Source organism: Pseudomonas sp. CJQ_9 (genome assembly GCF_043106615.1).
Taxonomy (GTDB): Bacteria; Pseudomonadota; Gammaproteobacteria; order Pseudomonadales; family Pseudomonadaceae; genus Aquipseudomonas; species Aquipseudomonas juntendi.
The window spans coordinates 23,296-50,145 of sequence record NZ_JBICMS010000017.1 but is presented as its reverse complement, the minus strand read 5'-3'; the positions used below and the strand labels follow the sequence as shown (position 1 = coordinate 50,145).

Annotated in this window: 23 protein-coding genes and 1 pseudogene; 11 read left to right on the top strand and 13 right to left on the bottom strand. The window is 62.8% G+C overall.

All coding sequences use genetic code 11. The features are described from left to right. Nucleotides 1-136: 136 nt before the first annotated feature. From arfB to ACF8SD_RS02915, 4 genes are all read right to left on the bottom strand, one after another. Nucleotides 137-550 carry an alternative ribosome rescue aminoacyl-tRNA hydrolase ArfB gene (gene arfB, locus ACF8SD_RS02930; protein ID WP_009683095.1) on the bottom strand — a complete coding sequence of 138 codons (414 nt, stop codon included), beginning with the start codon at nucleotides 548-550 and terminating at the stop codon, nucleotides 137-139. 1 nt (nucleotide 551) lies between these two features. Beyond that, nucleotides 552-1,427: a carboxylate/amino acid/amine transporter gene (locus ACF8SD_RS02925; RefSeq protein ID WP_274411849.1), complete on the bottom strand. Its 876-nt coding sequence runs from the start codon at nucleotides 1,425-1,427 to the stop codon at nucleotides 552-554. 285 nt (nucleotides 1,428-1,712) lie between these two features. Then, entirely contained in the window at nucleotides 1,713-2,312 is a 600-nt protein-coding gene (locus tag ACF8SD_RS02920; RefSeq protein WP_054882185.1) for an FMN-dependent NADH-azoreductase, read from the bottom strand. Nucleotides 2,313-2,423: 111 nt separating this feature from the next. Next, nucleotides 2,424-2,738 (bottom strand): 3-phosphoglycerate kinase, encoded by a 315-nt coding sequence (locus tag ACF8SD_RS02915; protein ID WP_173887980.1) that lies wholly within the window; start codon nucleotides 2,736-2,738, stop codon nucleotides 2,424-2,426. A 48-nt stretch (nucleotides 2,739-2,786) separates the two neighbouring features. On the opposite strand from ACF8SD_RS02915, the gene ACF8SD_RS02910 reads away from it, so the two are divergent. From ACF8SD_RS02910 to ACF8SD_RS02895, 4 genes are all read left to right on the top strand, one after another. After that, nucleotides 2,787-3,710 (top strand): LysR family transcriptional regulator, encoded by a 924-nt coding sequence (locus ACF8SD_RS02910; RefSeq protein ID WP_009683100.1) that lies wholly within the window; start codon nucleotides 2,787-2,789, stop codon nucleotides 3,708-3,710. 13 nt (nucleotides 3,711-3,723) lie between these two features. Then, nucleotides 3,724-4,536, top strand: coding sequence for an alpha/beta fold hydrolase (locus tag ACF8SD_RS02905; protein ID WP_009683101.1), 813 nt, complete (start codon nucleotides 3,724-3,726; stop codon nucleotides 4,534-4,536). Then, nucleotides 4,530-5,087, top strand: a complete 558-nt coding sequence (locus tag ACF8SD_RS02900) for a peptidylprolyl isomerase A (RefSeq protein WP_009683102.1) — start codon at nucleotides 4,530-4,532, stop codon at nucleotides 5,085-5,087. The genes ACF8SD_RS02905 and ACF8SD_RS02900 overlap by 7 nt, the downstream gene beginning before the upstream one ends. A 63-nt stretch (nucleotides 5,088-5,150) precedes the next feature. Then, nucleotides 5,151-6,983, top strand: coding sequence for an ABC transporter ATP-binding protein (locus ACF8SD_RS02895; protein WP_280091508.1), 1,833 nt, complete (start codon nucleotides 5,151-5,153; stop codon nucleotides 6,981-6,983). Nucleotides 6,984-7,190: 207 nt separating this feature from the next. Here the strand turns inward: ACF8SD_RS02895 and ACF8SD_RS02890 are convergent, their stop codons facing one another. Continuing rightward, on the bottom strand, nucleotides 7,191-8,318 hold the full coding sequence (locus tag ACF8SD_RS02890) for a GNAT family N-acetyltransferase (protein ID WP_392485115.1): 1,128 nt from the start codon (nucleotides 8,316-8,318) through the stop codon (nucleotides 7,191-7,193). A 262-nt stretch (nucleotides 8,319-8,580) separates the two neighbouring features. Between ACF8SD_RS02890 and ACF8SD_RS02885 the strand changes: the two genes are divergently transcribed. Then, entirely contained in the window at nucleotides 8,581-9,825 is a 1,245-nt protein-coding gene (locus ACF8SD_RS02885; RefSeq protein ID WP_392485113.1) for a putative porin, read from the top strand. A 215-nt stretch (nucleotides 9,826-10,040) separates the two neighbouring features. Here ACF8SD_RS02885 and ACF8SD_RS02880 read toward each other — a convergent pair whose 3' ends face one another. Together ACF8SD_RS02880 and hrpA are read right to left on the bottom strand one after the other, a co-directional pair. Next, the gene (locus ACF8SD_RS02880; RefSeq protein ID WP_173887975.1) at nucleotides 10,041-11,162 is read right to left on the bottom strand and encodes a beta-ketoacyl-ACP synthase III; all 1,122 of its coding nucleotides are present in this window, start codon (nucleotides 11,160-11,162) and stop codon (nucleotides 10,041-10,043) included. A gap of 156 nt (nucleotides 11,163-11,318) precedes the next feature. Further along, nucleotides 11,319-15,224: an ATP-dependent RNA helicase HrpA gene (gene hrpA, locus ACF8SD_RS02875; RefSeq protein WP_392485111.1), complete on the bottom strand. Its 3,906-nt coding sequence runs from the start codon at nucleotides 15,222-15,224 to the stop codon at nucleotides 11,319-11,321. A 320-nt stretch (nucleotides 15,225-15,544) separates the two neighbouring features. Here hrpA and ACF8SD_RS02870 point away from each other — a divergent pair, with 320 nt between their 5' ends. The 3 genes from ACF8SD_RS02870 to ACF8SD_RS02860 all read left to right on the top strand — a co-directional run bounded on the left by ACF8SD_RS02870 (nucleotide 15,545) and on the right by ACF8SD_RS02860 (nucleotide 18,492). Then, nucleotides 15,545-15,709 (top strand): hypothetical protein, encoded by a 165-nt coding sequence (locus tag ACF8SD_RS02870; RefSeq protein ID WP_009686760.1) that lies wholly within the window; start codon nucleotides 15,545-15,547, stop codon nucleotides 15,707-15,709. Between the two features lie 85 nt (nucleotides 15,710-15,794). After that, the gene (locus ACF8SD_RS02865) at nucleotides 15,795-17,159 is read left to right on the top strand and encodes a glutamine synthetase family protein (RefSeq protein ID WP_173887973.1); all 1,365 of its coding nucleotides are present in this window, start codon (nucleotides 15,795-15,797) and stop codon (nucleotides 17,157-17,159) included. 25 nt (nucleotides 17,160-17,184) lie between these two features. Then, nucleotides 17,185-18,492, top strand: coding sequence for an FAD-binding oxidoreductase (locus tag ACF8SD_RS02860; RefSeq protein ID WP_029885384.1), 1,308 nt, complete (start codon nucleotides 17,185-17,187; stop codon nucleotides 18,490-18,492). Between the two features lie 150 nt (nucleotides 18,493-18,642). On the opposite strand, the gene fadD1 is transcribed toward ACF8SD_RS02860, so the two are convergent. Both fadD1 and fadD2 read right to left on the bottom strand, forming a co-directional pair. Next, complete coding sequence (gene fadD1 / locus ACF8SD_RS02855; RefSeq protein ID WP_392485108.1) at nucleotides 18,643-20,340, bottom strand: long-chain-fatty-acid--CoA ligase FadD1; 1,698 nt, start codon at nucleotides 20,338-20,340, stop codon at nucleotides 18,643-18,645. A gap of 383 nt (nucleotides 20,341-20,723) precedes the next feature. Then, a complete protein-coding gene (gene fadD2, locus ACF8SD_RS02850; protein WP_392485107.1) occupies nucleotides 20,724-22,412 on the bottom strand; it encodes a long-chain-fatty-acid--CoA ligase FadD2 in 1,689 nt (562 codons plus the stop codon). A gap of 219 nt (nucleotides 22,413-22,631) precedes the next feature. On the opposite strand from fadD2, the gene ACF8SD_RS02845 reads away from it, so the two are divergent. Beyond that, nucleotides 22,632-23,576, top strand: coding sequence for an alpha/beta hydrolase (locus ACF8SD_RS02845; RefSeq protein WP_173887970.1), 945 nt, complete (start codon nucleotides 22,632-22,634; stop codon nucleotides 23,574-23,576). A gap of 34 nt (nucleotides 23,577-23,610) precedes the next feature. Continuing rightward, nucleotides 23,611-24,081, top strand: a complete 471-nt coding sequence (locus tag ACF8SD_RS02840; protein ID WP_009686767.1) for a MaoC family dehydratase — start codon at nucleotides 23,611-23,613, stop codon at nucleotides 24,079-24,081. A gap of 56 nt (nucleotides 24,082-24,137) precedes the next feature. Here ACF8SD_RS02840 and ACF8SD_RS02835 read toward each other — a convergent pair. Beyond that, a pseudogene (locus ACF8SD_RS02835) lies at nucleotides 24,138-24,266 on the bottom strand (polyketide cyclase); the annotation flags it as partial. Nucleotides 24,267-24,302: 36 nt separating this feature from the next. Next, nucleotides 24,303-24,560 carry a DUF2790 domain-containing protein gene (locus ACF8SD_RS02830; RefSeq protein ID WP_173887969.1) on the bottom strand — a complete coding sequence of 86 codons (258 nt, stop codon included), beginning with the start codon at nucleotides 24,558-24,560 and terminating at the stop codon, nucleotides 24,303-24,305. 351 nt (nucleotides 24,561-24,911) lie between these two features. Here ACF8SD_RS02830 and ACF8SD_RS02825 point away from each other — a divergent pair, with 351 nt between their 5' ends. Beyond that, nucleotides 24,912-25,280, top strand: a complete 369-nt coding sequence (locus tag ACF8SD_RS02825; RefSeq protein ID WP_173887968.1) for a GNAT family N-acetyltransferase — start codon at nucleotides 24,912-24,914, stop codon at nucleotides 25,278-25,280. On the opposite strand, the gene def is transcribed toward ACF8SD_RS02825, so the two are convergent. Further along, nucleotides 25,235-25,771: a peptide deformylase gene (gene def, locus ACF8SD_RS02820; RefSeq protein ID WP_173887967.1), complete on the bottom strand. Its 537-nt coding sequence runs from the start codon at nucleotides 25,769-25,771 to the stop codon at nucleotides 25,235-25,237. The genes ACF8SD_RS02825 and def overlap by 46 nt on opposite strands. Further along, nucleotides 25,768-26,727 (bottom strand): YihY/virulence factor BrkB family protein, encoded by a 960-nt coding sequence (locus tag ACF8SD_RS02815; RefSeq protein ID WP_009686772.1) that lies wholly within the window; start codon nucleotides 26,725-26,727, stop codon nucleotides 25,768-25,770. Before ACF8SD_RS02815 ends, def begins: the two co-directional genes overlap by 4 nt. Nucleotides 26,728-26,850: the final 123 nt, after the last annotated feature.

Sequence of the window (26,850 nt, the reverse complement as noted above, 5' to 3'; positions counted from 1 at the left end):
CGAAGAGGCCGGGCCTGCTGACCAGTATCTTCCGGCATTCCCCGTTACAGCCACCACCGCATTCGCGGGTAAACCCGCTCCTACACTGGGCGCGCAGCCATTCAAGCCTGCGCAATAGCCCGTTCCGCCTACGGCCTCAGAAGTCCACCTTGCCCCGCCCCGCCTTGACCGTACTGCGTCTGGCCTTCCCTTCGAGCCGGCGGGTCTTCGAGCCGAGGGTGGGCTTGGTGGGGCGGCGTTTCTTTTCGGTCTTGCCGGCAGCGATGATCAACTCGGCAAGGCGTGCCAAGGCATCCGCGCGGTTCTGCTCCTGGGTACGGAACTGCTGGGCCTTGATGATCAACACGCCATCGCCGGTAATGCGGCTGTCCCGTAGCGCCAGCAGCCGCTCCTTGTAAAACGCGGGCAGCGATGAGGCGCGTATGTCGAAGCGCAGGTGCACCGCGCTGGACACTTTGTTGACGTTCTGCCCACCCGCGCCTTGGGCACGGATGTAGCTCAGCTCGATGTCCGTATCCGGCAGTTGCACACCGTTGGAGAGGGTCAGCATGTCAGGCCTTGCCAGACAGCGGCGCTCGCCCACGGCCACCCAGGCGGCTCAGCCATACCGAGGCGATGATGATCGCACCGCCAATGAACAGCCGCCCCAGCGGCTCGTGCTGGTTCCAGATCAGCAGGTTGAGCAGCAGCCCCACAGGCACATGCAGGTTGTTCATCACCGCCAGGGTACCGCCAGATACCAGGCACGCGCCCTTGTTCCACCAGTACAAGCCCAGCGCCGTCGGGCACAACCCGAGGAACAGCAACACCAGCCATTGCACATCGGTACTCGGCAGGTGCTGGGCATTGCCGAACAGCAGGAAGGCCGGCAGCACCACCAGGAGGGCGCCGAGGTAGAAGTAGCCAAAACGGGTGTAGTGCGGCAGGTCGCTGGGGTTGCGTGCGACCAGGTGGCGGTACAGCACCTGGCCGGCGGCGTAGGTGAAGTTGGCCAACTGCAGCAGCAGGAAACCGGTGAAGAACTCACCGCTGATGCTGTCGAAGCGGATCACCGCCGCGCCAGCCACGGCCACCAGCGCGGCCAGCAATGCCCACGGGTTGAAACGCCGGTTCATGGCGTCTTCGATCAGGGTTACATGCAATGGCGTGAGGATGGTGAACAGCAGCACTTCCGGCACCGTGAGCACGCGAAAGCTCAGGTACAGGCAGACGTAGGTGATGCCGTACTGCAACGCACCGATCAGCAGCATCGAGCGCATGAAGCGCGGCTCGACCTGGCGCCAGCGGGTCAGCGGCAAAAACACCAGGCCGGCCAGCAGCACCCGCGCGAGCACGGCGAAGTAGCTGTCGACGTGCCCGGCCAGATACTCGCCGATCAGGCTGAAGGAAAACGCCTGGATCAGCGCGACGATTATCAGGTAGCCCATGGTTGTCTCTCGTGAATCAAGGCGGCGACCTTAGCGGGTTGCAGGCTTTGTGATCAACCATGAGGAATGTGGGGGCTGTGCCGGCCTGTTCGCGGGCTTGCCCGCTCCAACAGGTAAATCACAGGACTCAAGTGCGGGGATATCCCTGTGGGAGCGGGCAAGCCCGCGAACAGGCCGGCACAGCCATCCACAAAACACCAGGCATAAAAAAGCCCGGCCACCGAGGCCGGGCAGGTACACCCAAAGGAGCAAAAACAGGTGTCAGGGTTGGGAATTCGATAACGTTCAGGCCACCGCCGCCAGTTTGGCCTTGGCCTGGTTGAGGCCCTTTTCGTGGAACTCGCCGCTCATGTTCAGGCCCTCGGCATGGATGAAGTCGACATCGTGAATGCCGATGAAGGCCATCACCTGCCGCAGATACGGTTCCTGGTGGTCGCTGCTGGCACCGGCATGGATGCCGCCACGGGCGGTCAGGACGATGGCGCGCTTGCCGGTCAGCAGGCCCTGCGGGCCAGTCGGGGTGTACTTGAAGGTGATGCCGGCACGCAGCACATGGTCCAGCCAGGCTTTCAGGGTGCTGGGGATGGTGAAGTTGTACATGGGAGCAGCCATTACCAGCACATCGGCCGCCAGCAATTCGTCGGTCAGTTCGTTGGAGCGGGCCAGGGCCTCCAGCTCGGCAGCGCTGCGCTGCGCTTCGGGTTTCATCCAGCCGCCCAGCAGGTTGGCATCCAGGTGCGGCACCGGGTTCAGCGCCAGGTCGCGCAGCGTGATCTGATCGGCCGGGTGGGCAGCTTGCCATTGCGCAATGAAGTCCTGGGTCAGCTGGCGGGAAACGGAATCCTGCTGGCGGGCGCTGCTTTCGATGATCAGTACGTGGGCCATTGGGCGGTGCCTCCATCGGCAAAAGGGTTGCGATTCGATGGAGGAGAGATTAAGGCTTGACCTATCGATAAAAAAGCGTAAAAAGTGGGTTCAACCTATCGATTAATCAGTTTATTCCGCACTGCATTGCAAGGTGATGCGCAGCTTGATGATCTGCCGGTTGAATTTGGCCGTGACGTCGGCGCTTTTCCCGGCTGCTACGGTCACCCGGCGAACCCGTGGTGCCTCCGGGCCATTACGGAAGGTCACCTTGCAGGCCGCCGCGACCTGCCCATAGTTGTTCAGGGTAATGGCGCCAATGTCGTAGGCGGTGTCGTACGCGGTGTAGTCGAGCTTGACCCCGTCCAGGTGCTTGTCCACATCGATGGGATAAGCCATGGCCCCGAGGGGCAGGCACATCAATATTGCCGCACAACATTTCTTCATGGCCGCTCTCCTTGCAAAGAGCGCAGCTTAGGACAACAGGAGCGAAAGATGAAAGCGCCGCGCGTAACCCTTGACCAGTGGCGGACCCTGCAAGCAGTGGTCGACCATGGCGGGTTTGCCCAGGCTGCGGAGGCCCTGCACCGCTCGCAATCTTCGGTCAGCTACACCGTGGCCCGCATGCAGGAACAACTGGGCGTGCCCTTGTTGCGCATCGACGGCCGCAAGGCGGTGCTGACCGAAGCCGGCAGTGTGCTGCTGCGCCGCTCGCGCCACCTGGTCAAGCAGGCCAGCCAGCTCGAGGACCTGGCCCACCACATGGAGCAGGGCTGGGAAGCCGAAGTACGCCTGGTGGTCGACGCCGCCTACCCCAGCGCCCGGCTGGTGCGCGCGCTGGCCGCCTTCATGCCGCAAAGCCGTGGCTGCCGCGTGCGCCTGCGTGAAGAAGTGCTGTCGGGCGTGGAAGAAGTGATGCACGAAGGCATCGCCGACCTGGCCATCAGCAGCTACAGCATCGGCGGCTACCTGGGCGCCGAGCTGAGTGCCGTGGAATTCGTTGCCGTTGCCCACCCCGAACACAGCTTGCACCGCCTGGGCCGTGAACTGACCTTCCAGGACTTGGAAAGCCAGCTGCAAGTGGTGATCCGCGACTCTGGCCGGGCCCAGCCACGCGACGTTGGCTGGCTGGGTGCCGAACAGCGCTGGACCGTCGGTAGCCTGGGCACCGCCGCCACCTTCGTCAGCAGCGGCCTGGGCTTTGCCTGGCTGCCCCGGCACATGATCGAGCGCGAGCTGCGCGAAGGCGTACTCAAGCCTTTGCCGCTGGATCAGGGTGGCAGCCGCCACCCACTGTTCTACCTTTATTCGAGCAAGGAAAAGACCCTGGGCCCGGCCACGCAGATTCTCATCGATTTGCTGCGCAACTTCGACACTGCGCCGCTGGACGTGCCCTTCGCAGCCCCCCCGCAAGCTTGAAAGGACCGCGCCCATGGCCTACTTCGAACACGAAGGATGCACGCTGCATTACCAGGAATATGGCCAAGGCCAACCCCTGGTGTTGTTGCATGGGCTGGGCTCCAGCAGCCAGGACTGGGAGCTTCAGGTGCCCGTGCTCAGCCAGCACTACCGGGTGATCCTCATGGACATCCGTGGCCACGGCCGCTCCGACAAGCCACAGGACGGCTACCACATTGCAACCTTCAGTGCCGACCTGCTGGCCCTGCTCGAACACCTGCACACCGGCCCGGTGCACTTCGTTGGCCTGTCGATGGGCGGCATGGTCGGCTTCCAGTTTGCCGTCGACCACCCTCAGTGGCTGCGCAGCCTGTGCATCGTCAACAGTGCCCCCGAGGTCAAGCGCCGCAGCCGCAGCGACTGGTTGTGGTGGCTCAAGCGCTGGGGCCTGGCACGCGTCCTGAGTGTCGAAACCGTGGGCAAAGGCCTGGCCGAACGGCTGTTCCCCAAACCCGAGCAGGCCGCGCTGCGGCAGAAAATGGCCCAGCGCTGGGCGCGCAACGACAAGCGCGCCTACCTCAAAAGCTTCGATGCCATCGTCGACTGGGGCGTGCAGGAACGCATCGGCCAGATCCAGTGTCCTACCCTGGTGATTGCCGCCGACCACGATTACACGCCGATACAACTGAAACAACGCTATGTCGCCCTGATCCCCAACGCCAGGCTGGTCGTCGTCGACGATTCCCGGCACGCTACCCCCCTCGATCAACCCGAGGTCTTCAACCAGACCCTGCTGCAGTTCCTCGCAGCCGCTTCCACCCCTCAAGGATCTTTGAGCCCATGCTGAAAAAACTCCTGCTCACCGCCTGCTCACTCGCCTTCGCCACCAGCGTCATGGCCTCCGACAAGACCCCGCACGTGCTGCTGGACACCAGCTTCGGCCAGGTCGAAATCGAGCTGAACGCCGAGAAGGCACCGGTCAGCACGAAGAACTTCCTGCAGTACGTCGACAGCGGCTTCTACAACAACACCATTTTCCACCGGGTAATCCCCGGCTTCATGGTCCAGGGTGGCGGCTTTACCGAGCAGATGGTGCAGAAAGACACCAAGGACCCGATCAAGAACGAAGCCAGCAATGGCTTGCAGAACACCCGCGGCACCCTGTCGATGGCACGCACCTCCAACCCCAACTCGGCTACCAGCCAGTTCTTCATCAATGTCGCCGACAACGATTTCCTCAACCCGGGCCGCGATGCCGGTTACGCCGTGTTCGGCAAGGTGACCAAAGGCATGGAGGTGGTCGACCAGATCGTCAACTCGCCCACTACCGTGAAGAAAGGCATGCGCGATGTGCCGGCTGACCCGGTGTTCATCAAGTCGGCCAAACGTATCGACTGACCGCAGGCTGCACAGGGACGTGCAACCGCCTGAAGGCAGGCTGGAACAGGAGTGTCGCTACCCATGCTGTACCGTCGTTTCGAGCAACTGATCGACATCTTCCGCGAAGCACCCAGCGAATCGCCGCCGAGCACCGTGTGGGCGTTCTACCTGTATTACCTGCGCCAGGTCTGGCCCAGCTTCCTGGCGCTGTTGGTAGTCGGCCTGTTCGCCTCGCTGATCGAGGTAGCGATGTTCAGCTACCTCAGCCGCATCATCGACCTGGCCCAGGGCACACCCAACGTCAACTTCTTCAGTGAGCACAAAGGCGAGCTGGCCTGGATGCTGGTTGTGATCCTGCTGTTGCGGCCGCTGTTCTTCGGCCTGCACGACCTGCTGGTGCACCAGACCATCAACCCCGGCATGACCAGCCTGATCCGCTGGCAAAACCACAGCTACGTGCTCAAGCAGAGCCTGAACTTCTTCCAGAGCGACTTTGCCGGGCGCATTGCCCAACGCATCATGCAAACCGGCAACTCGCTGCGTGACTCCGCCGTGCAGGCGGTGGACGCGCTGTGGCATGTGCTGATCTACGCCGTTACCTCGCTGGTGCTGTTCGCCGAGGCCGACTGGCGCCTGATGCTGCCACTGCTGCTGTGGATCGTCGGCTACATCGGCGCGCTGTGCTACTTCGTACCCCGGGTGAAAGAGCGGTCGGTGATCTCATCCGACGCCCGCTCCAAACTGATGGGGCGTATCGTGGACGGCTATACCAACATCGCTACGTTGAAGCTGTTCGCCCACACCGATCACGAGCAGCAGTACGCGCGCGAAGCGATCCGCGAACAGACCGAGAAAACCCAACTGGCCTCGCGCGTGGTTACCAGCATGGACGTGGTCATCACCACCCTCAACGGCCTGCTGGTGGTCAGCACCACCGGCCTGGCGCTGTGGCTGTGGAGCCAATCGCTGATCACCGTCGGCGCCATTGCCCTGGCCACGGGCCTGGTGATCCGCATCGTCAACATGTCCGGCTGGATCATGTGGGTGGTCAACGGCATCTTCGAAAACATCGGCATGGTGCAGGATGGCCTGCAGACCATCGCCCAGCCTGTCACCGTCACCGACCGGCCCAACGCCCCGGCCCTGAAAGTCAGCCGTGGCGCGGTACGTTTCGACAATGTCGACTTTCATTACGGCAAGGCCGGCAACGTGATCGAAGGCCTGAACCTGGACATCCGCCCAGGCGAGAAAATCGGCTTGATCGGCCCATCCGGGGCCGGCAAGTCGACCCTGGTCAACCTGCTGCTACGGCTGTACGACGTGCAGGGCGGGCGCATCCTGATCGACGGCCAGGACATTGCCGAAGTCAGCCAGGCCAGCCTGCGCGCGCAGATCGGCATGATCACCCAGGACACCTCGTTGCTGCACCGTTCCATCCGCGACAACCTGCTTTACGGCCGCCCCGGCGCCAGCGACGCCGAACTTCAGGAAGCCGTGCACCGGGCCAGGGCCGACGAGTTCATCCCACAGCTCTCGGATGCCCAGGGCCGCAGCGGTTTCGATGCCCATGTGGGCGAACGCGGGGTCAAGTTGTCGGGCGGCCAGCGCCAGCGTATTGCGATTGCCCGGGTACTGCTGAAGAATGCGCCGATCCTGATCATGGACGAAGCTACGTCGGCGCTGGACTCAGAGGTAGAGGCAGCAATCCAGGAAAGCCTGGAGACGCTGATGCAGGGCAAGACGGTGATCGCCATTGCCCACCGGCTTTCCACCATTGCCCGGATGGACCGGCTGGTGGTGCTGGACAAAGGGCGCATTGTCGAGAGTGGCAGTCATAGCGAACTGCTGGAACAGCAAGGGCTTTATGCCAGGTTGTGGCATCACCAGACAGGGGGGTTTGTCGGGGTTGACTGACGCCTGTAATGGCCCTATCGCTGGCAAGCCAGCTCCCACAGGTACCCACAGATATCAAGGTGTGGGGTGATCCTGTGGGAGATTCTATGGTTTCTGGCAAGGGCACCAGGGTTGCCAGGTGCTCGCCACAGTATCTGTTAGCCCTGAGGCGATCTCTGTGGGAGCTGGCTTGCCAGCGATAGGGCCATTACAAGCAATACAAGTCTCTCAGTCCCGGCGGTAAGGCAACATCCCCCGCGCCTCCTCGGCATAACCCTTCACCCCTTCCCGCTCCTGCACCAGAAAATCTTCCACCGCCCGCCGCAACCCAGGGTGCAGCAGGTAATGCCACGACCGCGTCAGCACCGGCTCAAACCCGCGAATCAGCTTGTGCTCACCTTGCGCACCAGCATCGAAGCGCTGCAAACCTTCAGCAATGGCGAAGTCCATGCCCTGGTAGAAACAGGTTTCGAAATGCAGCCGGTCGAATTCGTCCAGGCAACCCCAATAGCGGCCAAACAAGCTGCCCCCCCCCACCAGGCTCAAGGCCATGGCCACATCCCGCCCGCCCTGGCGGGCCATCACCACCCGTAGCGCCTCGGGCATGCGCTCGGCAAGCAGGCTGAAGAACGCACGGGTCAGGTAGGGCGCACGGCGCCGCACGGCATAGGTGTTGGCGTAGCAGCGGAACACGAAGTCCCACTGCGCCTCGTCCAGTTCATTGCCCCGGTACCAACGAAAATCGATGCCCTGCCCCGCCACCTGCTCGCGCTCCTTGCGCATCTGCTTACGCTTGCGCGAGCTGAGGCTGTCGAGAAAGTCCTGGAAGTCGCGATAGCCGCGGTTTTGCCAGTGAAACTGGCACCCCAGGCGCTCCAGCCAGCCCGGCAGGCGGGCCAACTGCTGGTCCAGTGCCGCATCGGTGAAATTGACGTGGGCACCCGACAGCCCGCCCTTGCCCAGGTATTCAGGTAACGCCTGCAGCAACAGCAGCCCATCGGCCGGGTCGCCGGCCAGCAAACGCGGGCCGCTGACCGGGCTGAACGGGACCGCCCCCAGCAACTTGGGGTAATAGGCAATGCCGGCCCGCTCACAGGCCTCGGCCCAACCGTGGTCGAACACGTACTCGCCAAACGAATGCCACTTGCGGTAGGCCGGCAACAGCGCCCGCACCTGCCCGTCACGCTCCAGCACCAGGTGCTCGGCAGCCCAGCCCGTCTGGGGAGCAACGCTGGCGCTGTCCTCCATGGCGCTGAGAAAGCCATGGCGCAGGAAGGGTTGGCCGGCAGGCACCAAGGCATCCCAGGTGGTCGCCGGAAGATCACGCAAATGGGCAAGGCTGTACAGGCTGGTCACGGTTTTGGCTCGCAGTCGGGAGGCGTTCAGTATCACCAACCCAGGCGCGTCACTCAAATGATGAACGCCAGGCTGACCCGCTTATTCTCAATTACTTAACAACAGTGCCACTAATCAGACATTAATCTGTCACCGCCCCTCGCAATACTTGCGCCTGTTTTCCGGAACACCAGAACCTGTCTATTCAGGCCCTTTCCGAAGACATGCCAACACAGGGGCAGGCGCTTGAGCCTCCCCCATTTTTTTCAGTAGGGAGAACCTTATGCGTCTTGTTTCTACACTTACCGGAATGAGCCTCACCGGCATGATGCTGGCCCTGAGCGCCCCGGCCAGTGCTGCTGTCGACGCCAAGCTGCTCGAAATGCTGCGCGCCAACGGCTCGATCAACCAGGCGCAGTACAATGAACTGCAAGGCGATCTGGCAAAAGAAACCAAGGAAAAGGCCGATCAGAAAGCTCAGTCCGAACGTATGAGCTCCTTCGAACAGAAAGTGGCATGGGCCGCCAAGACCCAGATCAAGGGCGATGTGCGCCTGCGTTACGAAGACGTCAACGTCGACAACCCGATCTCCCGCAGTGGCAACCAGGACCGTGAGCGAGTACGTGCCCGTGTCGGCTTCTACAGCGAGATCAACCCGCAAGTCGACGCCGGCGTGCGTGTAGCCACCGGCAGCAGCGCCGATGCCCGCTCGACCAACCAGAGCCTGGACAACTACTTCGAGAAGAAATCGCTGTGGGTCGACCTGGCCTACCTCGACTGGCACCCGACTGCCGTGCCCAACCTGCACCTGATCGGCGGCAAGATGAACCAGCCGTGGGTCAGCATGGGCGACATCATCTGGGACAGCGACATCAACCCGGAAGGTGTGGCAGCTACCTACAAGATGAACGTTGGCGCGGCTGAAGTCTTCGGCAGCCTTGGTCACTACAACCTGAAAGACAACGTCGATGGCGACGGCGTGCAGTTCAAGCATGACGCGCAGCTGTACGCTGGCCAGCTGGGCACCAAGTTCAACGCAGCCGACACCGTCAAGGTGACCGTGGGCGGCAGCATCTACGGCTACGACAACGACAAGGCTTCGGCCGCCCTGGCCTCGCTGGGCAACACTACCAACGAGTTCAACCTGGTGGAAGGCTTCGGACAGGTCGACTTCACCGGCTTTGCCATACCGCTGTCTGCCTACGGCCAGTTCGTCAAGAATACCGAAAGCACCGACGGCAAGGACAAAGCCTGGCTGGCCGGCCTGAAGAGCAAGATCGGCGCCTGGAGCCTGGACTACAACTACCGCGACGTGCAGCGTAATGGTGTGGTCAGCCTGTTCACCGACTCTGACTTCGGCGCCGGCTTCACAGGTTCGCGTGGCCACAAATTCAAGGTCGGTTATGAAATCGACAAGAACTTCGGCGTAGGTGCAACCTACCTGATGGCCAAGACCGACTACTCCAACCTGCCCAACAGCAATGCGGACGTGGATACCCTGCAGCTAGACCTGGAAGCCAAGTTCTAAACACGCAACAGCGGGAAATGCCGACCCCATCCGGCGTTTCCCGCTCTTTTTTGCCTGTGAAAGAAATAGCTGGGGCTGCTTTGCAGCCCATCGCGACACAAGGCCGCTCCTACAGGGGAATGCGCCCTTTGCAGGTACGCGATTTGCTGTAGGAGCGGCCTTGTGTCGCGATGGGCCGCAAAGCGGCCCCGGCTATCTCGGATCAGACCAGGTAATCAGCGCTTGCGCAGGATCACACTGCCAATCGAATACCCCGCACCGAACGAGCTCAACACCCCCAGCGCGCCCTTGGCCAGGTCATCCTGGTACAGGTGGAAGGCAATGACCGAGCCTGCCGAGCTGGTATTGGCGTAACGGTCCAGAATCACCGGGGCGTCTTCCTCGGCCACTTCTCGCCCCAGCAGCTTCTTGACGATCAGGTGGTTCATGCTGAGGTTGGCCTGGTGCAACCAGAAGCGCTTCACATCGCTTGGGTTCAGGCCGTTTTCCTGCAGGTGCTCACCGATCAGTTCGGCCACTTTCGGGCACACCTCGCGGAACACCTTGCGGCCTTCCTGGATGAACAGCTTGTCCGCAGCGCCCTGCCCCTCTTCCGCGGCACGGTTGAGGAAGCCGAAATTGTTGCGGATATTGTTGGAGAATTCGGTCCACAGCTTGCTGCTGACAATATCGAACTGGTGCGCCGAGCTGGCCTTGTCGGCGCGCTCAAGCACCACGGCGGTGGCCGCATCACCGAAGATGAAGTGGCTGTCGCGGTCACGGAAGTTCAAGTGCCCGGTGCACACCTCGGGGTTGACCATCAGTACTGCACGCGCCTGGCCCAGGGCCACGCTATTGGCTGCGGTCTGGATGCCGAACGTGGCCGAGGAACAGGCTACGTTCATGTCGAAGGCAAAGCCCTGAATGCCCAGCGCCTGCTGCACTTCGATGGCGATGGCCGGGTACGGGCGCTGCAGGTTGGAGCAGGCGACGATCACGCCGTCGATGTCAGCAGCCGTGCGGCCCGCACGCTGCAAGGCCTGGCGGGCAGCGGCCACGGCCATTTCGCAAAGCACCGAGGGTTCGTCATTGGAACGCTCCGGCAGGCGTGGCTTCATGCGCTGGGGGTCGAGGATGCCGGCCTTGTCCATCACGAAGCGGCTCTTGATGCCCGAGGCCTTTTCGATGAACGCAGCATCCGACAAGGGCGCCGCTTCGACTTCGCCACGCTCGATGGCGGCGGCGTTGTCCTGGTTGAACTGCTGGGACCAGGCGTTGAAGGAGGCCACCAGTTCTTCGTTGGAAATACTCTGGGCCGGGGTGTACAGGCCGGTGCCGCTGATCACGACGTTATGCACGGTCGTTCCTCTGTTCGAAGGCCATCGCCACGGGGGCGCTGGCGGGAATAGGACAGCCTAGTGGCACTTTAGTGCCAAGTTAGGGGCGAGGGGCTCACCCGCGAAGGGCCGCCAGGCGGCCCCAAATTGCATCAATACTGCCACAACTGTGAAAGTTTAGCCTTCCACCTGGCCCCACTGCTTGCTCAATCTTTTGTCAGAAATCGGCACTTTGGTGCCCAGTTGCTGAGCGAACAGTGACACCCGGTATTCCTCCAGCCACCAACGGTACAGGGTCAGTTGCTCATCGCGCTTGCCCTCCTGGGCATGCTTGTCGGCGCGAGCCTTGTACTGCGCCCACAGGTTGGCCAGCTCGCCGCTCCATACCCGGTCCTTCTGCACCTGCGCGCCGAGTTTCTCCAGGCGCAGTTCCACTGCCTTGAGGTAACGCGGCAGTTCCTTGAACCAGGTGGCCGGGGTTTCGCGCACGAACCCTGGGTATACCAGGTTGCCCAACTGCTGCTTGATGTCATTTAGCGCCACGGCCTGGCTGAGGTCGATCTTGCCTTTGAAGCGCTTCTGCAGGCCGTGCCACAGCTTCAACACTTCCAGCGTCTGCCGGGCCAGGCGCTCGGCGTGCTCGGCCCAACTGCCGCGCTTGCGTTCGGCCAGCCCGGCCAAGGCCGCCCCCTCGCGTGGCAAGGGCTGTTCACCCTCGAGGATGCAGCTGTCCAGGCTGGCCAGCAGAATGTCCTCGACCAGCGCGTCGACACGCCCCAGCTCGCGGTACAGCAGGCCCAGTTCGGTCAGCCCCGGCAGCTTGCCCCGCAGGAACTTGGCCGGCTCGGCCAGTTGCTGCAGCAGCAGCCGCTGCAAGGCACGGCGGTGCTGGAACTCGGCTTCGGCCTGGGTCGAGAAGCGGCCTTCGCGCACCGTACCGTTTTCGTCCACCAATGCCGGGTAGACCGTCATCGACAGGCCGGCGATCTTTTGCTGAGTGGTCTGCGCCACGGGGCTGAAGGCCTTGGCCTGCACCGGCTTTTCGGCGTCAGCCGTGCGCGGTACGGCCAACGCGGCCTGGCTGGCGGCGGCAAAGCGGGCAGTCAGCTCGGCCAGGTCGCGGCCCTCGCCCAGGAATTTGCCCTGGCCGTCGACCACCTCGATATTCATCCGCAGGTGGCCCTCGACCAGGCTCACCGACTCGGCCCAGGCTTCGTCGGGTACACGCACACCGGTCATGCGCAACAATTCCTGGCCCAGGGCCTGGGGCAAGGCCCCTTGGGCGAACGGCATGCGTGCCAGCGATGCCTTGACGAAGTCAGGCACCGGCACGAAGTTCTTGCGCAGGGCCTTGGGCAGGTTGCGTACCAGCGCCACGCATTTGGCTTCGAGCAGGCCCGGCACCAGCCACTCGAGGCGTTCACCCGGCAGGTTCGGCAACAACGGCGCAGGCACGCGCACGGTCACGCCATCGCGCGGGTGCCCCGGTTCAAAGTGATAGGCCAGCGGCAGGCGCAGTTCGCCCACCTGCAGGCTGTCGGGGTACTGGGCCGCCGTGACCTCGCTGGCCTCACGCGCCAGCACGTCCTCTTCGCGCATGATCAGCAGGTTGGCATCCTTCTGGCTGCCCATGCGGTACCAGGCATCGAAGGTCGCAGTCTGGTGAATTTCTTCGGGCAGGCGCGCTTCGTAGAACGCATACAGCGTTTCTTCATCGGCGAGAATATCGCGCCGACGCGCTTTGGCCTCCAGTTCATCAAGCTGCTCCAGCAGGCGCTTGTTGGCCGCCAGGCATTTGGCCCGCGACTGGATCTCGCCGCCTACCAGGCCCTCGCGGATGAACAGCTCACGCGAGGTGGCCGGGTCGATCGGGCCAAAATGCACCGGGCGCCGCCCGACCAGAATCAGGCCATACAAGGTGATCTGCTCATAGGCCACGACCTGCCCGCGCTTTTTCTCCCAGTGCGGCTCGAAGTGGTTCTTCTTGACCAGGTGGCCGGCCAGCGGCTCGATCCAATCCGGTTCGATCCGGGCCACCACGCGTGCATACAACTTGGTGGTTTCGACCAACTCGGCGGCCATCACCCACTGCGGACGCTTACGCCCCAGGCCCGACGACGGGTGTACCCAGAAGCGCCGCTGGCGAGCCCCCTGGTAGTCGCCCTCTTCGGTTTTGTGGCCGATCTGGCTGAGCAGGCCGCTGAGGATGGCCTTGTGAAACTTCTGGTAGTCGGACGGTTCCTTGTTCACCGTCAGTTGCAGGTCACGGCAAATCAATGCCAGCTGGCGATGGGCATCGCGCCATTCGCGCAGGCGCAGGTAATTGAGAAAGTGCTTGCGGCACCAGTTGCGCAACGGGTTGGCGGTCAGCGCCTGGCGCTGTTCTTCAAAGCCGCGCCACAAATTCACCAACGCAGCGAAGTCGGAGTCCACATCCTTCCATTGCGCGTGCGCCTGGTCCGCCGCCTGCTGGCGCTCGGGCGGGCGTTCGCGCGGGTCCTGCACCGACAACGCGCTGGTGACGATCAACACTTCCTGCAAACTACCCTGGCGTGCGCCCTCCAGCAGCATGCGGCCCAGCCGCGGGTCGATGGGCAGGCGCGCCAACTGGCGGCCGATTGGCGTCAGCTGGTTCTCGCGGTTGACCGCTGACAGTTCCTGCAACAGGTTGAAGCCGTCGCTGATGGCCTTGCCATCTGGCGGCTCGATGAACGGGAAAGCGTCAATGGCACCCAGGCGCAGGTGCAGCATTTGCAGAATCACCGCCGCCAGGTTGGTACGCAGGATTTCCGGGTCGGTGAACGCCGGCCGGCTGTTGAAATCCTCTTCGCTGTACAAGCGCACGCAAATGCCCGGCTCAACCCGGCCGCAACGGCCTTTACGCTGGTTGGCACTGGCCTGCGACACCGCCTCGATGGGCAGGCGCTGAACCTTGGCGCGGTAGCTGTAGCGGCTGATGCGCGCAGTACCGGTGTCGATCACATAGCGAATGCCCGGTACGGTCAGCGAGGTTTCGGCGACGTTGGTGGCCAGCACCACGCGGCGCCCGGTGTGCGGCTGGAAGATGCGCTGCTGCTCGGCCGGCGACAGGCGCGCGTAAAGCGGCAGAATCTCGGTATGGCGCAGTTGCGCCTTGCGCAGGATCTCGGCGGCATCGCGGATTTCCCGCTCGCCCGGCAAGAAGATCAACACGTCGCCAGGGCCTTTGCCTTGGCTGCGCTCATGCTGGGCCAGCTCCTCGAGGGTGGCGAGAATCGCCTGGTCGACCGTCAGGTCGTCCTCGATCTGGTTGCCCTCCTCGTCCTGCTCGCTGGTCAGCGGGCGGTACCAGGTTTCCACAGGGAAGGTGCGGCCAGACACCTCGATGATCGGCGCATTGTCGAAGTGTTTGGAGAAGCGCTCCAGGTCGATGGTCGCCGAGGTGATGATCAGCTTCAGTTCGGGCCGGCGGTGCAGCAAGGTCTTCAGGTAGCCGAGCAGGAAGTCGATGTTCAGGCTGCGCTCGTGGGCTTCGTCGACGATGATCGTGTCGTAGCGTTCGAGAAAGCGGTCATGCTGGGTTTCGGCCAGCAGGATGCCGTCGGTCATCAGCTTGACCAGGGTGTTGGCGTCGCTCTGGTCTTCGAAACGGACTTGGTAGCCGACCAACCCACCCAGCGGCGTACCCAGCTCTTCGGCCACCCGCGCCGCCACGCTGCGCGCGGCAATGCGCCGTGGCTGGGTGTGGGCAATCAGGCCATGGCTGCCACGGCCCAGTTCCAGGCAGATCTTCGGCAACTGCGTGGTCTTGCCCGAACCGGTTTCACCGGCGATCACCAGCACCTGGTGTTCGGCGAGGGCCTTCTTGATTTCGTCGCGTTTGGCAGCGATCGGCAGGTTGTCGTCGTAACGCACGACCGGCACGCTCTGCTGGCGCGCGGTAACCTGGGCGCAGGAGGCCTGAACCTTCTCCACCCACTGCGCCAGCTTGGCCTCGTCTGGGCGCTTGCGCAGCTCATGCAATTGCCGCCGCAAGCGGTGGCGGTCGGCAATCATGGCGTGGTCGAGGTTGTGCAGCAATTTGTCGATGGCGTGGTCAGTCATGGGGCTTTTTAATGATGCAGGTGAGCCTGCTTTTTCATGATCGGCATTCTGAGGATGCGCGATTGTCGCAGATTTGCGCCTGTTTTGCTGTCCAGGCTGGCGCGCACCGTGTAGGAGCGGCCTTGCGTCGCGATGGGCTGCGCAGCAGCCCCGTGGTTTTGTGCCGGGGCGCAGATTTGGGGGCTGCTACCGCAGCCCATCGCGACGCAAGGCCGCTCCTACAAGGGATCGCACAGTGGCTGAAAGTTTAGCAAGTCCTTATGTAAAGGTTGCCATTCACTGCTTTAATCACCCTTACGCCGCATGTGAGTATCAAAACCATGACGCCCGCCCAGCCCATCGCCCCACCGTTGCCGCGCCCTTCGCTACCGAAGGCCCGCAGCCGTGCCGGGGAAAACCCGCTGGTGCACATCATCCTCGCCTTCTGGGCCTTGTGGCACTGCCGCCACGCCCGCCCACCGGATACCGCCCTCACGCCGTTGTAACCAAACCCGGCCAGCCTCTGGCCGTTTGCCCCAGCCGGGCCGCCCGCCAGTGCGGTGGCCCTGCGCAGCCGTGAGCGAACCCAACATGCATTTTGCCCCCGTAGAGCACGCCGCCCGTTTTCTGGCCGACAACCCTGATATCGAGTTGTTCGAACTGTTCATTCTCGACGCCAACGGCGTACCCCGCGGCAAGCTGCTGCACCGCGACGAGTTGCTGGCCGTGTACCAGAGCGGCCGGCCGCTACCCAGTACCATTCTCGGCCTGACCCTGAACGGCGACGATGTGGAAAGCTCTGGGCTGGTCTGGGATGTGGGTGATATCGACTGCCGCGCCTACCCGCTCGAGGGCAGCCTGGCAAGGTTGCCCTGGCGCCGGGTGCCGACCGCCGCGGTGCAGGTGAGCATGCACCCGAGCGAGGGTTTGCCTGCCAGCATCGCCGACCCGCGCCACGTGCTGCTGCGCACCATCGAGGCGCTGCAGGCCGACGGCTACCACCCGGTGATGGCCTGCGAACTGGAGTTCTACCTGCTTGACCAGCAGCGCGACGCCCAAGGCCGCCCGCAACCGGCACTGGACAACGATGGCGGGCGCCCGCGCAGCACCCAGGTGTACGGCCTGCGCGAACTGGAACAGATCGAGCCGTTTCTCGCCGATCTGTATGCCGCCTGCAAAGCCCAGGGCATCCCGGCCCGTACGGCCATTTCCGAATACGCCCCCGGCCAAGTGGAAATCACCCTGGAGCACGGTGACGCACTGCAGGCCATGGACCAGGCGGTACGCTACAAGCGCCTGGTCAAGGGCGTGGCCCATGCCCACGGCATGCAGGCCTGCTTCATGGCCAAGCCATTCGCGCACCTGGCGGGTACTGGCATGCACATGCACCTGAGCCTGGCTGACCACGTTGGCACCAATCTGTTCGCCAGCGACGACAAGGCTGGCACGCCGCTGCTGCGCCAGGCGGTCGCCGGCATGCTGCGCCACCTGCGCGAGTCACTGCTGCTGTTCTGCCCCAACGCCAATTCGTTCCGCCGCTTCCAGGCCAACAGTTATGCACCACTGGCACCCACCTGGGGCGTGGACAACCGCACTGTGAGCCTGCGCGTACCCGGTGGCCCGGCCAACAGCCGGCATGTGGAGCACCGCATCTGCGGCGCCGATGCCAACCCCTACCTGGCGGCGGCAGCGATCCTGGCAGCCAGCCACCGTGGCATTCGCGAACAGCTGGACCCAGGGGCACCGGTGCAAGGCAACGGTTATGCCCAGGCCACCGAACACCTGCCCACCGACTGGCTGACGGCGCTCGACGCCCTGCAGCAGTCGGCTTGGGCCCGCGAAGCATTGGGCGAGGACTTCCTCGGCGTGTACCTGAAGGTCAAGCGCGCAGAGTACCGCCAGTTCATGGCCGAAGTCAGCGAACAGGACTGGCGCTGGTACCTGCACCAGGCCTGAGCCCCTCAACATTCAAGGAACACCCATGAACGCAGCATTGCACAAAGGCCCGGCGCAGCGCGCGCCGTCCTACTACAGCGCCACCCTCAACGACCCTACCGAGTACCCGCAACTCAAGGGCACGGTGCAGGTGGATGTGGCAATCATCGGCGGCGGCTTCACCGGCGTGGCTACGGCGGTCGAGCTGGCCGAGCGCGGCCTCAAGGTGGCCATCGTCGAAACCAACCGTATAGGCTGGGGTGCCAGCGGCCGTAACGGTGGCCAAGTCACTGGCAGCCTGTCAGGCGACGAAGCCATGCGCTCACAGATGCGCAACCACCTGGGCGCCGAGGTCGATGACTTCATCTGGCACCTGCGCTGGCGTGGCCACCAGGTAATCGAGCAGCGCGTAGCGCGCTACGGCATCGATTGTGACCTCAAGCGCGGTCACCTGCATGCCGCCATGAAACCCTCGCACATGAACGAGCTACGCGCGTTCGAGGCCGAAGCGCAACGCCGGGGCATGGGCGAGCAGGTTCAAATGCTCGACCGCGCGGCAGTGGCTGAGCACCTGCAGAGCCCACTGTACATGGGCGCCTTGAAGAACCTGCGTAACCTGCACCTGCACCCGCTCAACCTGTGCCTGGGTGAGGCCCGCGCCGCACACGGCCTGGGCGCGCTGGTGTTCGAAAACTCCGAAGTGCTGGACATCGTGCATGGCCCGCGCCCGGCGGTGGTTACCGCCCACGGCCGGGTCGAGGCACGCCAGGTGATGCTGGCCGGCGATGTGTACCACAAGCTGGAAAAGCGCCAACTCAAGGGCAAGATATTCCCGGCCATGGGCGGGATCGTCACCACCGCGCCACTGGGCGAACTGGCCGAGCAGATCAACCCCCACGACCTGGCGGTGTACGACTGCCGCTTCGTGCTCGACTATTACCGCCTGACAGCCGACAAGCGCCTGCTGTTCGGTGGCGGCGCCAACTACTCCGGCCGTGACTCGCGGGACATCGAAGGCGAACTGCGGCCATGCATCGAGCGCACGTTCCCGGCATTGAAGGGCGTGCCGATCGAGTTCCAGTGGAGCTGCGCCATGGGCATCGTGGTCAACCGCATTCCACAGCTGGGCAAGCTGTCGGACAACGTGTGGTATTGCCAGGGGTATTCCGGGCACGGCATTGCCACCAGCCACATCATGGGCGAGATCATGGCCGAGGCGTTGACCGGTACGCTCGAGCAGTTCGACACCTTCGCCCAGTGCAAGCATGTGCGGGTGCCGATGGGTGACTTGCTGGGCAACCCGCTGCTGGCGGCCGGCATGTGGTATTACCAGATGCTGGAAAAACTGCGCTGAGCCCAGAACCCATGCCCTCGCTGTAGGAGCGGCCTTGTGTCGCGATGGGCCGCAAAGCGGCCCCTGGATCCTGGCATGGGTGCTGAAATGGACGGGGCCGCTTCGCGGCCCATCGCGACACAAGGCCGCTCCTACAGGGGCCGCGCAGGGTCAGGCGATCTTCTTCAGGCCCTGCTTCTTCAGCTCTTCATCACGCAGCTCGCGGCGCAGGATCTTGCCCACGTTGGTGGTCGGCAGCGCATCGCGGAACTCGATATAGCGCGGCACCTTGTAGCCGGTCACGTTGGCACGCATGTGCTCCATCACCTGCTCCTTGGTCACGGTCATGCCCGGCTTGACCACGATGAACACCTTGATCACTTCGCCCGACTTCTCGTCCGGCACCCCGATGGCCGCGCACTGCAACACGCCAGGCAAGCCGGCAAGCACATCTTCCAGCTCGTTGGGGTACACATTGAAGCCGGAGACCAGGATCATGTCCTTCTTGCGGTCGACGATACGCATGTAGCCGTCTGGCTGGATCAAGGCGATGTCGCCGGTCTTCAGCCAACCCTGGTTGTCGAGGATCTCGGCAGTGGCCTCTTCACGCTGCCAATAGCCCTTCATGACCTGCGGGCCCTTGATGCACAGTTCGCCGACTTCGCCCAACGGCAACTCGTTGCCAGCCTCGTCGATCACCTTGCACAGGGTCGACGGCACCGGAATACCAATGGTGCCGACCTGGTTCGCTTCGCAAGGGTTGACCGTGGCCACCGGGCTGGTTTCCGTCATGCCGTAGCCTTCGCAGATGGCGCAACCGGTCACCGCCTTCCAGCGCTCGGCCACGCTCAACTGCAGGGCCATGCCGCCCGACAAGGTGATTTTCAACGCCGAGAAGTCCAGGGCACGGAACCCATCGTTGTTGCACAGGGCAACGAACAGGGTGTTCAGGCCGACAAAGCCGGTGAACTTCCACTTGCCCAGTTCCTTCACCATCGCCGGCAGGTCACGCGGGTTGCTGATCAACACGTTGTGGTTGCCGATCAGCATCATCGCCATGCAATGGAAGGTGAACGCGTAGATGTGGTACAGCGGCAGCGGGGTGATGAGAATTTCACAGCCTTCGTGCAGGTTCGAGCCCATCAGCGCCCGGCACTGCAGCATGTTGGCCACCAGGTTGCGGTGGGTCAGCATGGCACCCTTGGCCACGCCAGTGGTGCCGCCGGTGTACTGCAGCACCGCCACATCGTTGGCCTGCGGGTTGGCCTCGGTTACCGGCTGGCCCTTGCCCAGTGCCAGCGCAGCGTTGAAACGCACGGCCTGCGGCAGGTGGTAGGCCGGCACCATCTTTTTCACGTACTTGATCACGCTGTTGATCAGCAAGCGCTTGACCGGCGGCAACAGGTCGGCCACCTCGGTGACGATGACGTGCCGGACCTGGGTCTTGGGCACCACTTTCTCAGCCAGGTGGGCCATGTTGGCCAGGCACACCAAGGCTTTGGCGCCAGAGTCGTTGAACTGATGTTCCATTTCCCGCGCGGTGTACAGCGGGTTGGTGTTGACCACGATCAGCCCGGCGCGTATGGCACCGAACACCGCGACCGGGTACTGCAGGACATTGGGCAGTTGCACGGCAATGCGATCACCCGGCTTGAGGTCGGTATGCTGCTGCAACCAGGCGGCAAATGCCCCCGACAGCGCATACAACTCGCCATAAGTGATAGTCTTGCCCAGGTTGCTAAAGGCCGGTTTGTCGGCAAAGCGTTGGCAGGATTGCTTGAGTACTGCCTGGATATTGGGGAATTCGTCAGGATTGATTTCCGCCGTAATCCCGGCTGGGTACTTATCCTTCCAAAAATGTTCGATCATGGAAGCCCACTCCTTCAGCAACAGCGAAGTTCGATTCACGCGTCGATGCGCTTATTATTGATATGAGATGACGGTTCGTTGCAAACCGGATCATCTGAAAGCGGGCCGAGAGTAACAGCTTTGCCTGGGGTCGCCTAGAGGCCAAAACTGGCCTTAAGGTCACAAAAATGACTCAATGAACAATTTGGGTCATTTTTAGAGTATTTAGCTTAAAGTGGCAAGTTACAAGCTTCAAGCGGCAAGATAGAGCGCGCCAAAGGCTCAGATTCACCGCTTGCAGCTTGTAGCTTGTAGCTTGTAGCTTGTAGCTTGTAGCTTGTAGCTTGTAGCTTGTAGCTTGTAGCTTGTAGCTTGTAGCTTGCAGCTTGCAGCTTGCCGCTGACTCAAGCGATATCCCGCAGCTCCCGGCGCAGAATCTTGCCCACCGGCGTCATCGGCAGGGACTCGCGCAGCACGATGTGCTTGGGCACCTTGTAGCCGGTGAAGTTGGCCTTGCAGTAGGCCTTGAGCTCATCCACGCTCAGCCCCCCCTCGCGCGGCACCACGAACAGCTTCACCGCCTCGCCGGAACGCTCGTCGGGCACGCCGATGGCCGCACAGTTGGCGACCTGCGGGTGGCCCATCACCACGTCTTCGATCTCGTTGGGGTACACGTTGAAACCCGAGACGATGATCATGTCCTTCTTGCGGTCGACGATCCGCGTGAAACCGTCCGGGTCGATCACGGCGATGTCACCGGTTTTGAACCAACCGTCCGCATCCAGGGCCTGGGCGGTGGCCTCAGGCTGCTGCCAGTAGCCCTTCATCACCTGCGGCCCCTTGATGCACAACTCGCCACGCTCGCCCAACGCCAGCTCGTTGCCGTCATCATCGATGACCTTGAAGGCGGTACCGGCCACCGGGATGCCCACCGTACCCAGCCGGGCCAACTGACCGTAGGGGTTGGTGCTGGCCACCGGCGAGGTTTCGGTCAGGCCATAGCCTTCGACAATGCGGCAGCCGGTAAGCGCCTCCCAGCGTTCGGCAGTGGCCTTGACCAGCGCCGTGCCACCGGAGTTGGTAACTTTCAGTGCCGAGAAATCCAGCCGGCGAAAGCCCGGGTGATCCATCAGCGCCACGAACAGGGTGTTGAGCCCGAGCAATGCAGAGAAACGCCACTTGCCCAGCTCCTTGATGAAGCCAGGAATATCCCGCGGGTTGGTGATCAGCACGTTGTGGTTGCCGGTGACCATCATGCACATGCAGTTCGCGGTGAACGCGTAGATGTGGTACAGCGGCAGCGGCGCGATCATCACCTCCTGGCCATCCTTGAGCAGCTTCTGCCCATCCGGGCCGTGCTGCGAAAAGCACGCCAGCACCTGCAGCATGTTGGCCACCAGGTTGCCGTGGGTGAGCATGGCGCCTTTGGCCAGCCCGGTGGTGCCGCCGGTGTACTGCAGCACGGCGATGTCGTCCAGGCTCTGCGGCACCGGTTGCGGCGCCAGGCCGCGCCCCTGGCGCAGCACCTGCTTGAACGAGAGTGCCTGGGGCAAGTGGTAGGCCGGCACCATCTTTTTCAGCTTGTCGACCACCGTGTTGATCAACCAGCCCTTGGCAGTGGGCAGCAGGTCGCCCATTTTCGCTTCGATCAGGTACTCGATGCCGGTGTCGGGCAACACGGCCTGCACCCGCTTGCCGAACATGTTCAGGTAGACCAACGCCCGCGCGCCGCTGTCATTGAACTGGTGGCGCATCTCGCGCTCGGTGTACAGCGGGTTGGTATTGACCACGATCAGCCCGGCACGCATGGCACCGAACACGGCGATCGGGTACTGCAGCACGTTGGGCATCTGCACCGCGATGCGGTCGCCAGGCTGCAGGTCGGTGTGCTGCTGCAACCAAGCGGCAAAGGCGGCTGAATGTTGCTCCAGTTGCGCGTAGGTCAGGGTCACGCCCAGGTTGCTGAATGCCGGGCGGTCGGCAAAGCGCTTGCAAGAGCGCTCGAACACCTCGACCACCGAGGCGTAGGCATTGATGTCGATGGTGGAAGGCACGCCCGCCGGGCGCTTGTCATTCCAGAAGTCGGCTTGCATTTATTATTGTTCCTCTGCCTGGACCTGCACTGCGTCCTTGGATCCTTGACCTGGTCGCCAACCGGCAAACAGGCGTTGCTTCGACGTTAGCAGGTAAGCCCGGGGTGGCCTATACGCCAAGTGCCGCCATTAACATTGTGAATCTTATTTGTGCCCTTCCTGCAATCGGGCCGGTTGTGCATACACTGTTCCGGTACCCCGTGCGCACAAGGAGCCGCCATGCCCCACGACGCCTTCTGGCTGCCCGTCAGCGAGCACTGCCGCCTGTACGTGCAGCAATGGCTGCCAGCCACGCCGGTGAAAGCCGTAGTCTTGCTGGCCCATGGCATGGCCGAGCATGCCGGGCGCTACCAGCGCCTGGGCCTGGCCCTGGCCGCGGCTGGCTTTGCCGTGTTCGCCGCTGACCAGCGTGGCCACGGGCGTAGCGCCGAGCACGGCAGCCTGGGCCTGTTCAACCGCCATCATGGCTGGAATGCCGTGGTCGACGACGTCGGCCGGCTGGCCCAGTACATTGGCCAACACTACCCGGGCACACCGCTGTTCCTGTTCGGCCACAGCATGGGCAGCTACATCGCCCAGGCTTACCTGCTGCACCACAGCGCCAGCCTGCACGGGGCGATCCTGAGCGGTTCCAACTACCAGCCTGCCGCGCTGTACCGCATGGCCCGGCTGGTGGCGCGGCTGGAGGCCTGGCGCCAGGGGCCGCTGGGTAAAAGCGCGGTGATCGAATGGCTGTCCTTCGGCGCGTTCAACAAGGCGTTCAAGCCCAACCGCACGGCGTTCGACTGGCTCAGCCGCGACACGGCCGAGGTCGACCGCTACGTCAACGACCCACTGTGCGGCTTTCGGTGCAGCAACCAGCTGTGGCTGGACCTGCTGCAAGGCTTGGCGCAGATCAGCCAGCCGGGTAACCTCGCACAGATCGATCCGAACCTGCCGATACTGATATTGGGTGGGGAATGTGATCCGGTCAGTGCCGGCAAGCGTCTCACCCATCTGGCCGACGCCCTGCGCGCCACCGGCAATCGACATGTACAGCTACGCGTCTATCCTGAAGCGCGGCATGAAGTACTCAACGAAACCAACCGTAACGAGGTCACTGCCGACATTGTCGGCTGGCTCGAACAGGCACTGGCCATTGATCGGCCTGTGCGCAGTGAATGACAGCCACCCTCGCCTACCGCTCAAGGAAACCCCGATGTCCCAGGTCACCAACACGCCTTACGAAGCCCTCGAAGTAGGCCAGAAGGCGCAATATCAGAAGTCCGTCGAAGAGCGCGACATCCAGCTGTTCGCGGCGATGTCCGGTGACCACAACCCGGTGCACCTGGACGCCGAGTTCGCGGCCAAGAGCATGTTCCGCGAGCGCATCGCCCACGGCATGTTCAGCGGCGCGTTGATCAGTGCGGCAGTGGCCTGCACCCTGCCAGGCCCTGGCACCATCTACCTGGGCCAGCAGATGAGCTTCCAGAAGCCGGTGAAGATTGGCGATACCCTCACCGTACGCCTGGAAATTCTGGAAAAACTGCCCAAGTTCAAAGTGCGCATCGCGACCAATGTGTACAACCAGAACGATGAGCTGGTGGTGCAGGGCGAGGCGGAAATCCTGGCGCCACGCAAGCAGCAGACCGTGGAACTGGTATCGCCACCGAATTTCGTGGCCAGCTGAGCACAGCGCTGGCACTACCGGCCCTGCGGCGGGTGAATGCCTGCCCCAGGGCAACCTCAGTCTGGCATCCGCTGGGGGACCAACTCCACCAGGCGGTCCAGGCTTTCACCCCACCCCTGGTAGAACCCCATGTCCTCGTGGGCCTGGCAATCGGCAGCATTCCAGTGCCAGGCCCGGGCGGTATACGAGCGCCGCGCGGGGGCGCTCGAACCTGTAGCCGATCAACCCTGCTGGCAGCCCTCGCCCATGGCACGGTACTGGATGGTATGCACCTGGCCTTGGTGGTCTTCATAGGTCATGGTGGCAGGCACCACTTCGCAGACATTGGGAATGGTCGACAGCTCGATTACCCGCTTGATATCCAGGTTCATGGAGTAGTCGTACTGCTGGGCCACTGGCTGGGTGGAGACGGGCTTGGCCTCATCGGCGAGGGCGAACGAGGACATACCGACCAATGCAAGAATCAGTAATGGTTTCATGGTGTTTTGCCTTTTGAGCGTTCAAGCTGATCGATTGACTTCTAATGCCGTTTCCGGCGCGGAGAAGTTGCCATCTACGGTGAAGATGGCACGAAGTACCGATCCCGCTTCGTACTGCAGGGGGGATGCCTGAAATTCTACGCCTGGCCGTTAATAGTTGAACCCCGAACTCGGATATTCACTCTTGCCGAATTTGCAACAATCTGCGACAAGATAGCCGCAAAGCATTACGCCAGAGCCTCTGCTCTGGACTCTGGGGAATTCGCCATTACTGAACACTTAACCTGCACAGCACTTGCGGATACAGAACGCCGGCTGCTGGACCACTTTTACCGGCACCAGGGCTCGCGTATGCGCGCGGCAAGCGATGCGCAGTTGTGGGTAGCCAGGGGGCCGGGGATCATTGCCGGGCTGAGCCTGGCCAAGGTACCCGACGGTTTCTGGCTGACCGGCCTATTCGTCGACCCGCAACGGCGCCAGCAAGGGGTAGCCGGCAAACTGGTCAAAGCGGCGCTGGCCCAGGCTGACGGGCCAACCTGGCTGTTTTGCCACCCCGACCTACTGGCGTTCTATCAACGCCTGGGTTTCGAACTGGCGCAGTGCCTGCCCGACACCTTGCGTGGCCGCTTGCAACGTTACCAGCGCAGCAAGCGCCTGGTGGCCCTGCAGCATGGTCAGTCGTCGCCTGCTTCCAGCCCCGGGAACAGCACCTCGGTGTAGCCGAACTTGGTGAAGTCCTGGATCCGCGATGGGTACAAACGGCCGATCAGGTGGTCGCACTCATGCTGCACCACCCGCGCGTGGAAGCCGTCGGCAAAGCGGTGGATCGCGTTGCCCTGTGGGTCGATGCCCTCATAGCAAATGTGCTTGAAGCGTGGCACCACGCCGCGCAAGCCGGGCACCGACAGGCAGCCTTCCCAACCGTCTTCCAATTCAGTGGAGGTCGGGGTGATGACCGGGTTCAGCAGGATGGTCTGCGGCACCGCCTCGGCGTCCGGGTAACGCTCGCTGCGTTCGAAGCCGAAAATCACCAGTTGCAGGTCGATGCCTACCTGCGGCGCAGCCAGGCCCACGCCGCCGACATGGCGCATGGTTTCAAACATGTCGTCGATCAGTTGCTGCAGCTCGCCGCTGCCCAGCAGCTGCGCGGGCACCGGCGCGGCGACGCGCAGCAGGCGCTCGTCGCCCATCTTGAGAATGTCACGGATCATCGGGGGTTGGGCTCGGAAGTCTGCGCCTGGCCCGAAGTGGGGTGCTCATGGCCCAGAACACTGATGGTCTGCGCGGGCGCGTGCTCGTCGAAATCCTTTTCACCGGGGTTTTTGCCCTCGGCCGACATGTGCTCGATCACCGCATTCATTTCGGCGCCAAGCAACAGCACGGCAGCCGAGATGTAGAAATACAGCAACAGCACGATGATTGCACCAATGCTGCCGTACATGGCGTTGTAGTCAGCGAAGGTTTTCACGTAGTAGGCAAAGCCCAGCGACGCGATGATCCACACCACCACCGCCAGCACCGAGCCCGGCGTGATGAAGCGGAACTTCTGTTTCACATCAGGCATTACGTAGTAGATCAACGCGACCGCCACCATCAGCAGAAAAACGATCACCGGCCAGCGCAACACCGTCCACAAGGTGACGATGAACTCCTGCATGCCGATCTGGGCGGCGATCCACTCCATGACCTGCGGGCCAAGCACCATCAGCGCGGCGGCTGCCAACAGCATGCCGGCCAGGCCCACGGTATAGAAAATGGATAACGGGATGCGTTTCCAAACCGGCCGCCCCTCGGGCACATCATAGGCGGCGTTCATGGCGCTCATCATCAGGCGCACACCGGCCGATGCGGTCCACAAGGCAATCACGATACCGACCGACAACAGCCCGCCCTTGGATTGCTGTAGCTGGTCGATTACCGGGTTCACCTGCTCCAGGGCCTGGGGTGGCAATACCAGCTCCGATTGCAGGCGCAACCAGGAGAAAAAGTCGGGCAGGTGCAAAAAGCCGATCAAGGCAATCAGGAACAGCAAGAATGGGAATAGCGAGAACAGCGCCTGGTAGGCCAGCGCCGAGGCATAGGTGGACATCTCGTCATCGAGAAATTCCTTGACGGTGCGCGCCAGCACGCGGTGCAAAGGCAGGCCCTGCAGGGCGGAAAAAATCATAGCGTCTCCTTTCGCCGCTTGATCGAATCAACACACAAGTCTAATAGACCGTGCCGGTGCTGTGCTGCTCCCAGTCGCGATTGAAGAAATTGGCGGCAAAAGTAACGGCCCCTTCGCGCGCAT

Bases quoted from the DNA above. Each gene is read 5' to 3' on its own strand.
- ACF8SD_RS02860 (WP_029885384.1), top strand. From the start codon at position 17,185: ATGAACGCAGCATTGCACAAAGGCCCGGCGCAGCGCGCGCCGTCCTAC.
- ACF8SD_RS02870 (WP_009686760.1), top strand. From the start codon at position 15,545: ATGACGCCCGCCCAGCCCATCGCCCCACCGTTGCCGCGCCCTTCGCTA.
- ACF8SD_RS02915 (WP_173887980.1), bottom strand. From the start codon at position 2,738: ATGAAGAAATGTTGTGCGGCAATATTGATGTGCCTGCCCCTCGGGGCC.
- ACF8SD_RS02825 (WP_173887968.1), top strand. From the start codon at position 24,912: ATGCGCGCGGCAAGCGATGCGCAGTTGTGGGTAGCCAGGGGGCCGGGG.
- ACF8SD_RS02840 (WP_009686767.1), top strand. From the start codon at position 23,611: ATGTCCCAGGTCACCAACACGCCTTACGAAGCCCTCGAAGTAGGCCAG.
- def (WP_173887967.1), bottom strand. From the start codon at position 25,771: ATGATCCGTGACATTCTCAAGATGGGCGACGAGCGCCTGCTGCGCGTC.
- ACF8SD_RS02910 (WP_009683100.1), top strand. From the start codon at position 2,787: ATGAAAGCGCCGCGCGTAACCCTTGACCAGTGGCGGACCCTGCAAGCA.
- ACF8SD_RS02830 (WP_173887969.1), bottom strand. From the start codon at position 24,560: ATGAAACCATTACTGATTCTTGCATTGGTCGGTATGTCCTCGTTCGCC.
- ACF8SD_RS02925 (WP_274411849.1), bottom strand. From the start codon at position 1,427: ATGGGCTACCTGATAATCGTCGCGCTGATCCAGGCGTTTTCCTTCAGC.
- ACF8SD_RS02895 (WP_280091508.1), top strand. From the start codon at position 5,151: ATGCTGTACCGTCGTTTCGAGCAACTGATCGACATCTTCCGCGAAGCA.
- arfB (WP_009683095.1), bottom strand. From the start codon at position 550: ATGCTGACCCTCTCCAACGGTGTGCAACTGCCGGATACGGACATCGAG.
- fadD1 (WP_392485108.1), bottom strand. From the start codon at position 20,340: ATGATCGAACATTTTTGGAAGGATAAGTACCCAGCCGGGATTACGGCG.
- ACF8SD_RS02920 (WP_054882185.1), bottom strand. From the start codon at position 2,312: ATGGCCCACGTACTGATCATCGAAAGCAGCGCCCGCCAGCAGGATTCC.
- hrpA (WP_392485111.1), bottom strand. From the start codon at position 15,224: ATGACTGACCACGCCATCGACAAATTGCTGCACAACCTCGACCACGCC.
- ACF8SD_RS02845 (WP_173887970.1), top strand. From the start codon at position 22,632: ATGCCCCACGACGCCTTCTGGCTGCCCGTCAGCGAGCACTGCCGCCTG.
- ACF8SD_RS02885 (WP_392485113.1), top strand. From the start codon at position 8,581: ATGCGTCTTGTTTCTACACTTACCGGAATGAGCCTCACCGGCATGATG.
- ACF8SD_RS02815 (WP_009686772.1), bottom strand. From the start codon at position 26,727: ATGATTTTTTCCGCCCTGCAGGGCCTGCCTTTGCACCGCGTGCTGGCG.
- ACF8SD_RS02905 (WP_009683101.1), top strand. From the start codon at position 3,724: ATGGCCTACTTCGAACACGAAGGATGCACGCTGCATTACCAGGAATAT.
- ACF8SD_RS02900 (WP_009683102.1), top strand. From the start codon at position 4,530: ATGCTGAAAAAACTCCTGCTCACCGCCTGCTCACTCGCCTTCGCCACC.
- ACF8SD_RS02865 (WP_173887973.1), top strand. From the start codon at position 15,795: ATGCATTTTGCCCCCGTAGAGCACGCCGCCCGTTTTCTGGCCGACAAC.
- fadD2 (WP_392485107.1), bottom strand. From the start codon at position 22,412: ATGCAAGCCGACTTCTGGAATGACAAGCGCCCGGCGGGCGTGCCTTCC.